Source organism: Rhizobacter sp. (genome assembly GCF_032229685.1).
GTDB lineage: Bacteria > Pseudomonadota > Gammaproteobacteria > Burkholderiales > Burkholderiaceae_C > LMDS01.
Window position 1 is genome coordinate 1 of record NZ_JAVTWP010000026.1, and the last position, 9,016, is coordinate 9,016.

The window sequence follows — 9,016 nt, forward strand, 5'->3', positions numbered from 1 at the left end:
CGTGGGTGTCGTTGACCTTCTTGAAGTGGTCGATGTCGATCATCAGCACCAGCGCAGGCTCGCCGGCGCGCGCCACGCGGTCGATCTCGCTGGCCAGCGCCAGCTCGAACTGCCGGCGGTTCGACAGGCCGGTGAGCGGGTCGCGGCTCGAGATCTCGCACAGCGCATCGATCAAGGCCTGCAGCCAGACCACGTCGCCGACCTGCGAACGGTCTGGCAATGGGTGGCCGGAGCGCTGCAGCAACTGCAGTGCGTCTGCCAGCTTCAGCGAAGGGTGGTCGGAGGCGATGAGGTCAGTCCTGGCACGCAATGGCGAATGGGATGCAGGGCGTGCGCCTGCGTGCGGCCGAGTCTAGCAGCGGGCCCTGCGGCGCTTGCACGAGAACAGCCGGTGAAAAGCGCCGCAAATCGTGTCGACTCAGGCGGGCAGGAACAAGGCCTGCAGATCGTTCAGGAAGTCGAAACCACGCTCGGTGGGCCGGGCGCGCACGAAATCGCGCGTGATCAGGCCGCGCTCTTCGGCGAGCGCAAGCGCCGCTTGCAATGCGCTGCGCGGCAGGCCGGTGCGTTCGCTGAAACGCTCGAGCTCGAAGCCTTCTTTCAGACGCGTGGCGTTGAGCATGAACTCGAAAGGCAGCGCGCTGCGGGCCACCTCTTCGTCGTTCGACACACACTGGCCGGCGAGCGCCTGCCGCACGTAGGTGGCCGGGTCGCGAAAGCGCGTCTGGCGCACCACGCGGTGCGGGAACGAGAGCTTGCTGTGGGCGCCGGCGCCGATGCCCAGGTAGTCGCCGAACTCCCAGTAGTTCAGGTTGTGCGCGCAGCGGTGGCCGGGGCGCGCGAAGGCCGAGACCTCGTAGCGTTCAAGGCCGCGCTCGGCCGTGCGCGCGCTGATGCGGTCGAGCATCTCGAAGGCGGTGTCGTCGTCGGGCAGTGCGGGGGGCTGGTTCGCGAACAGCGTGTTGGCTTCGATGGTGAGGTGGTAGACCGACAGGTGTGGCGGCTCGAAGGCCAGTGCCTGCGCGAGGTCGGCGTCGAACTCGGCCAGGCTTTGGCCCGGCAATGCGTACATCAGGTCGAGGTTGAAAGTCTCGAAAGAGCGCTGGGCTTCTTCGACCGCGGCGATCGCCTGCGCCGCGTCGTGCACCCGCCCGAGCGCGGCGAGCCGGGCGTCGTTGAAGCTCTGCACGCCGATCGACAGCCGCGTGACGCCGGCCGCGCGGTAGCCGCGAAAACGGTCGCGCTCGAACGTGCCCGGGTTGGCTTCGAGCGTGATCTCGCAGCCCGGCTCGAGCGGCAGGCGGGCACGGATGTCGCCGATCAACTGTTCGATGGCCTCGGGCGCGAACAGGCTCGGCGTGCCGCCACCGATGAAGACAGTGTGCACTCGCCGGCCCCAGATGAAGGGCAAAGCCGCCTCCAGGTCGTGGCGCAGCGCGTCGAGGTAGTTCGCCTGCGCCAGCTCGCCTTTCAGCTCGTGCGAGTTGAAGTCGCAGTAAGGGCACTTCTTCAGGCACCAGGGCAAGTGCACATACAGCGACAAGGGCGGCAGCGCCGCGAGCGACAAGGTGCCCGGGCGCATGTAGCGCGCTAGGCGCTCGCTCACCGGCTCGGTGCTTGCCGCGGGCGCCTCGGCGTGGATCGGGATCTCAGCCAAGGTGCCACGCGTCGCGCATCAATTGCAGCATCTGTCCCGCGGCGATGGCGCGGTGGCTGTGCGCGTTCTTCAGCTCGGGGCCGAGTTCGGCGACGGCGCGCCCGAGCGCCGGAATGAACATCAGCGGGTCGTAGCCGAAGCCGCCGTGGCCGGCCGCTTCATGCAGGATCTCGCCGTGCCAGCGGCCGACCGCGACCAGCGGCTCGGGGTCGTCGGCCGAGCGCACCGCCACCAGCGTGCTGACGAAGCGGGCGCGGCGATCCGTGGCGGGCCGCAGGCGTTCGAGCAACAGCCGGTTGTTGGCCGCGTCCTGAAACTGCCGTTGTGTCTCGCGGTTGCCTGAAGGCAAATCCACCGCCGCGAAGTGCGCCGAAATCACGCCCGGCGCGCCACCCAGTGCATCGACACACAGGCCGGAGTCGTCGGCGATGGCGGGGCCTTGCGCGTGTTGCGCTGCATGGCGCGCCTTGGCGAGCGCGTTCTCGATGAAGGTCGAATACGGCTCGTCGGCCTCGGTGATGCCCAGCGATTGTTGGGTCACGAGCGTCACGCCAGCGGGCGCGAGCAGCGTTTGCAGCTCGGCCAGCTTTTTCTGGTTGTTCGACGCGAGGACGAGCCGCACGCTCAGAGCCCCAGCGCGGCCCGCTGTGCGGCGATCAGTTCGCGGATGCCCTTGTCGGCCAGGCCGAGCAAGCCGTCCATCTCGCTGCGCGAGAACGCCGCGCCTTCGGCCGTGCCTTGCAGCTCGACGAAGCCGCCGGCCGCGGTCATGACCACATTCATGTCGGTGTCGCAGGACGAGTCTTCGGTGTATTCGAGGTCGAGCAGCGGCGTGCCTTCGACGATGCCGACGGAGATGGCGGCCACGAACTGGCGGATCGGTGAGGCCGTGAGCTTGCCCTGCGCCTGGAGCCAGCTGACCGCGTCGTGCGCCGCGACGAAAGCGCCGGTGATCGCCGCCGTGCGGGTGCCGCCGTCGGCCTGGATCACGTCGCAGTCGAGCGAGATGGTGCGCTCACCGAGCGCTTTCAGATCGAACACGCAGCGCAGCGAACGGCCGATCAGGCGCTGGATTTCCTGCGTGCGCCCGCTCTGCTTGCCACGCGCCGCCTCGCGGTCGCTGCGGGTGTGGGTGGCGCGCGGCAGCATGCCGTACTCGGCCGTGACCCAGCCTTCGCCGCTGCCGCGTTTGTGCGGTGGCACTTTTTCTTCCACCGAGGCGGTGCACAGCACCTTCGTGTGGCCGAACTCGACCAGAACCGAACCTTCGGCGTGGCGTGTGTAGTGGCGGGTGATGGTGACCGGACGCAGGGCGTCGGCACGGCGGGAATCGGAGCGTTGGTAAGTCATGGCGCGTATTGTCCACGCGCGGCGCGAAACGATGTGCGGCTACGACTTCTTGGCCTGCGACGAGCGGCGAATGGCTTCGTTGATCTCGCGGATCGAACGTTCGATCTCGGCGTCGTCGAGTTCGTCGGGCACTTCCTGGCCGAGCACGCTGGCCTGGATGGTCGAGGCAAAGACCTCTTCACCGAGCGACTGCGTCGAGATGCCGCCGGTGCTGTCGTTGTCTTCGGCCGATTCCCATTCCATCGCCAGCACCGAGACGTTGTCGCTCTTGGCGCCGCCGTTGCGCAACGCCTGCTCGACCAGTTCGGGCACGGCATCGGACAAGCTGTGGTTCGCGAGCTGTTCGGTGATCACGGTGTCGCTGACCGTGCCCCACAGGCCGTCGGAGCACAACAGCAGGCGGTCGCCGCTCTGCAGCATCAACGGGCCCACCGTGTCGACCACCGGCTTGCCCGGGCTGCCCAGGCACGTGAAAAGCACGTTGCGGTTGAAGCGGTCGTTCATCGGCACGACCTGGCTCATGGTCTGCTGCAGCTCGGAATAGGAATGGTCGCGCGTGCGGGCGATCAGTTTCTCACCGCGCACGAGGTACAGCCGCGAATCGCCGCAATGCGCCCAGTAGGCCGCGTTGCCCTGCAGCATGCACGCGACGATGGTGGTTCGCGGCGTGTCGATCAACGCCTTCTGGGTCGCATAACGCAGCAACTGGTGGTGGCCGGCGATGATGGCTTCGTTCAGGAAGCGCAGCGGGTCGGGCAGCGTGGGCTTGCAGTCGCGCTGGAACATGGCGGCCAGCGTTTGCAGCGCGAGTTGCGAAGCGACCTCGCCCTCGGGGTGGCCACCCATGCCGTCGGCGAGCGCGAACAGGCCCGCGTCGCGCGTGTAGCAATAGCCCATGCGGTCTTCGTTTTTTTCGCGGCCGCCCTTGCGGCTGACCTGGTAGACGGAGAAGCGCATGAAGAGTGTCGATCAGGCCTTGGCGCCCGTGGTCAGGTTTTCAAGTTGCAGCTTCAGCCGTTCGCTGAAGCTGAGCTTGGTGTAGCGGCGCTCGGTCTCGCGCGCCAGTTCTTTCTGCAGAGCGAACACGCTTTGCGGGCGCGACAGCGGGTCGAGCGACATGCACCACTCGGTCACCTCGATCAGGTTGTCGGAGTACACGTTCCGCAGACGCGAGAGGCTCAGCGCGAGGCGGTCCTTTTCGATGCGCTGCGGCGCGTCGTTCGGCGGGTAGCCCTGCATGCAGGCGTAGATGCAGGCACCGATGGCGTAGATGTCTGTCCAGGGGCCGAGCGTGCCGTCACGGCGGTACATCTCGGGCGCGGCAAAGCCTGGCGTGTACATCGGGCGGATGAAGTTGCCTTCCTTGCTCAGCACTTCGCGCGCGGCGCCGAAGTCGAGCATCACGGCCTTGTTCTCGTTCGTGATGAAGATATTGGCGGGCTTGATGTCGAGGTGCAGCATCTTGTGCTGGTGCACGATGCGCAAGCCACGCAGGATCTCGTCGAACAACGAACGGATCGTGCTTTCGCGGAACACCTTGTCACGCTTGAGGTCGCGGGCGGTGACGATGAAGTCCTGCAGCGTGTCGCCCTGCAGGTAGTTCATCACCATGTAGACGGTTTCGTTCTCGCGGAAGAAGTTCAGCACCGACACCACGCTCGGGTGGCTGATCTGCGCGAGCGAGCGGCCTTCTTCGAAGAAGCTCTTCAGGCCCAGGCGGTACAGCGGCTGCTTCTCGGGCTTGACGCGCGGTGTGAGTTCACCCGGCGAGCGCTCGGCCAGCGATGAAGGCAGGTACTCCTTCAGTGCGACGAGGTGCCGTTCCGGGTCTTCGCACAGGTACACCACACCAAAGCCGCCGGCCGCCAGTTTCTTGATGACCTGATAGCCACCCACCACCGTGCCGGATGGCAAAGGAGCGGGTTTGAGCTTTGACATAATCCGGTTTTTGGTGGGTAAATTCTCATGGCAGTCTACAGCATGACCGGTTTTGCAAGCGCCAGTTCCGGGCCTGCTTCCACCCATGAAACAACAGCGTCTGCGGACAATTTGGCACCACAGTCGCACGGCGGCGTAAGCATCGAGTTACGTTCTGTGAACGGCCGCTTCCTCGACCTCGGTTTTCGCTTGCCCGACGAGTTTCGTGCGCTCGAACCGGCGCTGCGCGAGCTGCTCACCGTGGCCTTCCGGCGCGGCAAGATCGAACTGCGGCTGAACACCCGCACCGATACCGAGACGCACTGGCCTCAACCCCAGCCCGACCAGCTCAACCGCCTGACGCGCCTCGAAAGCACGGTCCAGGGCTGGCTGCCGAAAGCGCAAGGCTTGTCGGTGCACGAGGTGTTGCAGTGGTGCAAGGGCAGCGCGCCGAGCGAGAAGCTCGACGAAGCGGCGATGGAAGCCGCCAGACGCTGCATCACCGGCCTGCGCGAATCGCGTGGGCGCGAAGGCGAGCGCCTCGTGGCCGTATTGATGGAGCGCGTGGGGCGGCTGCGTGAACTGGCGGCGCAGGCCGAGCCTCTGGTGCCGGCGGTCGTGAAGCGCCAGCAGCAACGTTTTCTCGAACGCTGGCAAGAAGCGCTCGAAAGCACCGGGGCGGCACAGTCCATATCGCGCGAAGCCTCGCAGGAACGTGCCTTGAACGAAGCGGCGGCGTATTCGATCCGCATCGACGTGGCCGAAGAGCTCGCTCGCCTGCGCTCGCACCTCGACGAGATCGCCCGGCTGCTGACGGCCGGCGGCGAGGTCGGCAAACGGCTCGACTTCCTGATCCAGGAACTTCTGCGCGAGGCGAACACGCTCGGTTCGAAAGCTTCGGCGCTCGAGCTGACCAACATCTCGGTGGAGATGAAAGTGGCGATCGAGCAGATGCGCGAGCAGGTGCAAAACCTCGAGTAGCTTTTCGGGGGCCCGAGAGGTCCCTGAAGTTGAGCTAACCCACTGTCGTGTAAGGATGGCCGTCCCAGGGCGTCGCAGCGAAGCGTGCGCAACCTGTGGGGTTTGTGGTGGGGTTATTCAGGTTCGCGGCGCTCTTGGCGTGCTCCCCGACAAAAAACCCTCAGCCTCACAGGAGCCTCCGGGAAGTGAATCGCCGCAGCCAGCATCCGGAGTGGCCGATTCAGGAACCGGAGCGCCGCTGGTCGATGGAGCGGCGAGCCGCACTCAAGGCATTGCCCAGCGCGGCATCGGCGGAGCCGAAGCCAGCGCGCTGGAACTGCTGCCACGCGAGATCGCTGTGGGTCTCTCGTATGGAGAAGCTACCGGTGAAGTAATGAAGCGGCGTGTGCGTTGCCTTGGTGGTTCCCGGACGAGCCGACCAGTCGAACATCTCGATGCATCGAGTCGTGATGTTGCGGCCCTTGTAACTGACGTGCTGTTCGTTTTTCATTCGACGATCATGCGGCCCGAAGAACCGGCTCTGCCTAGGACACGGGCCCGCGTCCATGGCGCGGTGACGCCGAGTCGTGTGGGACAAGGCGCCGTCAGCGCCCACGCCGCCGAGGCGTGGGCATCGCCCGTGAGCCCGACGGCAGGCACTGCCGGGACGCCAATCCCAAGCGGCGGGACCTTGGCCGTCGCGCTAGGACCGCGCTCGACCGAACAGTCTTCTGGAGTCGTCCGACGCGACGGTGCACCAGGCGATCAGCGCCAGCAACGCCACCTGGATCGGCAGACGCAGCCACAGCGCCCAGACCGGCACAGCCGGAAACAGCTCTGGCACCTGCAGCATGTAGATGTGCGCCGGCGTGACTGCAATCGTCAGCAAGAAAAGACCGATGCCGGCCAGTCGACGCGTACGCCAGTACAGCAAGCCCACCGCACCCATCAGCTCGAAAACACCGCTGACCAGCACCGCAGCGCGCGGCCACGGTATGTAGGGCGGAACAATGCGCATCTCGGTATCGGTCGCCGCGAAGTGCGCGATGCCGCCCACGAAGAACCACAGGAAAACGAAGCCCAGGGCCACCACGCGAAGACGATGGGGGCGAGGCCGTTCAACGACCGCTTCGAGCGTCGTGTCGGCGATGTGGAAGTCGGTCCCGACATCGAAGGGTCGGCGCTGGGTCTGAAGAGGCATCGGAGTCAATGGTTCAAGGCGGTCCGTGCAGCCCATCGATGCTCGCAGTACGGACGTGCCCGATCGTCGACGATCGCGTACCGTGGCGTTCGAGAGCCCAGTTCAGACGCCCGACGACGCACTCGTCTCCGGTGGCGGATAGGGTGGAACGAAGCCTCCTTGCGCGAGCGCGCTCGCAGCCTGCAAGAGCAACTCGAGATCGAGCGTGGAAGGATCACGGGGCACCAGATCGTAGTGGCACAAGGTGCCGAGAAGAGTGCCCTCGGCATCCATGATCGGCACGCCGCAATAGGAAGGGACGGAATGGCGCGCCGGATGGCCCTCGGTGCGTGGGTCGCGCATCGCGTTCGCGGTCGTGAACTGCCCTCTCGAGTCGCGAACGAAACAACAGTAGGTCGCGTTTTCGGGCACCGCGGTGGCGCGTGTCACCTCCGGGTTCTCCTTGTCGTAGTGGACAAGGGCATCGGCCATCCCGTCCTGGAAACCCCAGATGCCGATGAAGCGGAAGTCGGACCGGTGCGCCAGGTACGCGAGCGCATCCCGAACACCACGCGCATCCAGCCGGCCGCGGAAGTCGTCGAACGCAGCGGCAGTCATCGAATCAGCTGGCATTGTCTACATCCCGAAAGTTGTCTCCGAGCTCATTGTCAGCGAGGCGCGATACCTGAGTGATGTCTCGTCCGATCGGGTAGGCGTCAGTTCGCACGGCGCCATGCCGTTGCCATGCTCCAGACCGGGCCGAAGAAAAACCAGAGCACGACACATCCGAAGGCACGCTTGTGCCATGAGAGCAGTGCCTCCGTTGCCGCGCCTTCGCCGGCGAACCAGACGAGGGCTTCGATCAGCGCCACCGTAATGGCGCAGGCCAGCAGGCTTCTGGCCCAAAGCAGGAGGTCGTAGCGCACCAACGGCCAACCGCGAGACGGGCTCTTGGCCGGGGCGGGCCCGCCAGCAAACCGGTGGGCAACGTGCACGTCAGCCCAACCAACAGCCATTCCTCCGAACGCCACTGTGAAGCCTATGTAGGCTGCGGCCAGACCATGGGCGAAAGTCGGTGCGGCTCCCCCGCGCAGATCCATCGCGGTGAAAGCCAGGAGGAGCATGTCGATCAGAGGCAGGCTGAGCAGGAGCACGCGGCTGAGTGCCTCCCGGCGAAACAAGTAGCGAGCCCCGAGACCCAGCAGCAAGACGATCCAGAAGCCGACTTCGCACGCCACGATCAGGGCATAGAGCAGGTAGGTCTCTCGTGACATGCGCGATCGCCTGGTTCCAGAGGCCTGACGTCTGACTCAAGCAGTCCGCCGAAGGCGGGCCTGCCTGAAGGAATGGTTGCGCGTCATTGATCTCAGGCCGAAGTTTGCGGCTCTTGCGGCAACCGGGTCGCCTGCGACCAGACTGCTCTCCATGAGCCCGCCTGAAGCTCATAGATGTCGGTATGCCAGCAATCGACAACGTTGCCAGACGGAAATGTGATCTTCGCCCGGTACCGAACCGCCGCCATGCCCGCGGAAAAGCGGACCCTCATGGTGCCGTGTTCCCAACTCGCATAGAACGGCTCAGCCGCAATGAGGGACAAGTACCTTTCGCGGGTCATCACGCGACCTGGTGGACTGATGAGCTCGTACCCAGGCGCGTGAAGCCGCTCTATCGCTGCCATGTCGCGGGCGACGATGGCTTGGGTTCTCTCGACCTCTAGTGCGCAGAAGAAGTCGGCATCGGGTGTGGCAGCAGAACCAGGCGTTGATGGGTCCATGGCATGAGCGGAGCAAATATTCGCGAGTGTGGCGCCTAACGCCTGGGATGACCGGCCTGTCGCAGCGGGCCCGGCCGAGCGAGGAGTCAGGCCTCTCCAAGCCACTTTGTGCCAGACGGTGTTTCTGCGGTGCTGGCGACCCATGCTCCCAGCCGTGGAGTCGAAGCCGGCGATATCT

The 9,016-nt window shown here is 65.5% G+C and carries 12 protein-coding genes; 1 reads left to right on the forward strand and 11 read right to left on the reverse strand.

Annotated features, from left to right (window positions below; genetic code table 11):
• The 6 genes from AC30PD_RS10310 to AC30PD_RS10335 all read right to left on the reverse strand — a co-directional run.
• Positions 1 to 310 (reverse strand): GGDEF domain-containing protein (locus tag AC30PD_RS10310; RefSeq protein ID WP_489535573.1); only part of this gene is annotated, 310 nt, incomplete at its 3' end.
• A 108-nt stretch (positions 311 to 418) separates the two neighbouring features.
• On the reverse strand, positions 419 to 1,657 hold the full coding sequence (gene hemW, locus AC30PD_RS10315; protein ID WP_489535574.1) for a radical SAM family heme chaperone HemW: 1,239 nt from the start codon (positions 1,655 to 1,657) through the stop codon (positions 419 to 421).
• Complete coding sequence (gene rdgB / locus AC30PD_RS10320; RefSeq protein WP_489535575.1) at positions 1,650 to 2,279, reverse strand: RdgB/HAM1 family non-canonical purine NTP pyrophosphatase; 630 nt, start codon at positions 2,277 to 2,279, stop codon at positions 1,650 to 1,652. The genes hemW and rdgB overlap by 8 nt, the downstream gene beginning before the upstream one ends.
• Positions 2,280 to 2,281: 2 nt before the next feature.
• Complete coding sequence (rph, locus tag AC30PD_RS10325; RefSeq protein WP_489535576.1) at positions 2,282 to 3,007, reverse strand: ribonuclease PH; 726 nt, start codon at positions 3,005 to 3,007, stop codon at positions 2,282 to 2,284.
• 39 nt (positions 3,008 to 3,046) lie between these two features.
• Positions 3,047 to 3,964: a PP2C family protein-serine/threonine phosphatase gene (locus AC30PD_RS10330; protein WP_489535577.1), complete on the reverse strand. Its 918-nt coding sequence runs from the start codon at positions 3,962 to 3,964 to the stop codon at positions 3,047 to 3,049.
• A gap of 12 nt (positions 3,965 to 3,976) precedes the next feature.
• Positions 3,977 to 4,945 (reverse strand): serine/threonine protein kinase, encoded by a 969-nt coding sequence (locus tag AC30PD_RS10335; protein WP_489535578.1) that lies wholly within the window; start codon positions 4,943 to 4,945, stop codon positions 3,977 to 3,979.
• A 27-nt stretch (positions 4,946 to 4,972) separates the two neighbouring features.
• Between AC30PD_RS10335 and AC30PD_RS10340 the strand changes: the two genes are divergently transcribed.
• The gene (locus AC30PD_RS10340; protein WP_489535579.1) at positions 4,973 to 5,905 is read left to right on the forward strand and encodes a YicC/YloC family endoribonuclease; all 933 of its coding nucleotides are present in this window, start codon (positions 4,973 to 4,975) and stop codon (positions 5,903 to 5,905) included.
• Positions 5,906 to 6,125: 220 nt separating this feature from the next.
• On the opposite strand, the gene AC30PD_RS10345 is transcribed toward AC30PD_RS10340, so the two are convergent.
• The 5 genes from AC30PD_RS10345 to AC30PD_RS10365 all read right to left on the reverse strand — a co-directional run bounded on the left by AC30PD_RS10345 (position 6,126) and on the right by AC30PD_RS10365 (position 8,982).
• Positions 6,126 to 6,395, reverse strand: coding sequence for a hypothetical protein (locus tag AC30PD_RS10345; RefSeq protein WP_489535580.1), 270 nt, complete (start codon positions 6,393 to 6,395; stop codon positions 6,126 to 6,128).
• Positions 6,396 to 6,587: 192 nt separating this feature from the next.
• On the reverse strand, positions 6,588 to 7,121 hold the full coding sequence (locus tag AC30PD_RS10350) for a DoxX family protein (protein WP_489535581.1): 534 nt from the start codon (positions 7,119 to 7,121) through the stop codon (positions 6,588 to 6,590).
• A 66-nt stretch (positions 7,122 to 7,187) separates the two neighbouring features.
• Positions 7,188 to 7,682 (reverse strand): GAF domain-containing protein, encoded by a 495-nt coding sequence (locus AC30PD_RS10355; protein WP_489535582.1) that lies wholly within the window; start codon positions 7,680 to 7,682, stop codon positions 7,188 to 7,190.
• A 98-nt stretch (positions 7,683 to 7,780) separates the two neighbouring features.
• On the reverse strand, positions 7,781 to 8,338 hold the full coding sequence (locus AC30PD_RS10360) for a hypothetical protein (protein WP_489535583.1): 558 nt from the start codon (positions 8,336 to 8,338) through the stop codon (positions 7,781 to 7,783).
• Between the two features lie 92 nt (positions 8,339 to 8,430).
• Positions 8,431 to 8,982 (reverse strand): nuclear transport factor 2 family protein, encoded by a 552-nt coding sequence (locus AC30PD_RS10365; RefSeq protein WP_489535584.1) that lies wholly within the window; start codon positions 8,980 to 8,982, stop codon positions 8,431 to 8,433.
• Positions 8,983 to 9,016 lie beyond the last annotated feature (34 nt).

Coding starts and splice junctions, on each gene's coding strand:
- rph (WP_489535576.1), bottom strand. CDS start 3,007: ATGACTTACCAACGCTCCGATTCCCGCCGTGCCGACGCCCTGCGTCCG.
- AC30PD_RS10330 (WP_489535577.1), bottom strand. CDS start 3,964: ATGCGCTTCTCCGTCTACCAGGTCAGCCGCAAGGGCGGCCGCGAAAAA.
- AC30PD_RS10335 (WP_489535578.1), bottom strand. CDS start 4,945: ATGTCAAAGCTCAAACCCGCTCCTTTGCCATCCGGCACGGTGGTGGGT.
- AC30PD_RS10340 (WP_489535579.1), top strand. CDS start 4,973: ATGGCAGTCTACAGCATGACCGGTTTTGCAAGCGCCAGTTCCGGGCCT.
- AC30PD_RS10345 (WP_489535580.1), bottom strand. CDS start 6,395: ATGAAAAACGAACAGCACGTCAGTTACAAGGGCCGCAACATCACGACT.
- AC30PD_RS10350 (WP_489535581.1), bottom strand. CDS start 7,121: ATGGGCTGCACGGACCGCCTTGAACCATTGACTCCGATGCCTCTTCAG.
- AC30PD_RS10355 (WP_489535582.1), bottom strand. CDS start 7,682: ATGACTGCCGCTGCGTTCGACGACTTCCGCGGCCGGCTGGATGCGCGT.
- AC30PD_RS10360 (WP_489535583.1), bottom strand. CDS start 8,338: ATGTCACGAGAGACCTACCTGCTCTATGCCCTGATCGTGGCGTGCGAA.
- AC30PD_RS10365 (WP_489535584.1), bottom strand. CDS start 8,982: ATGGGTCGCCAGCACCGCAGAAACACCGTCTGGCACAAAGTGGCTTGG.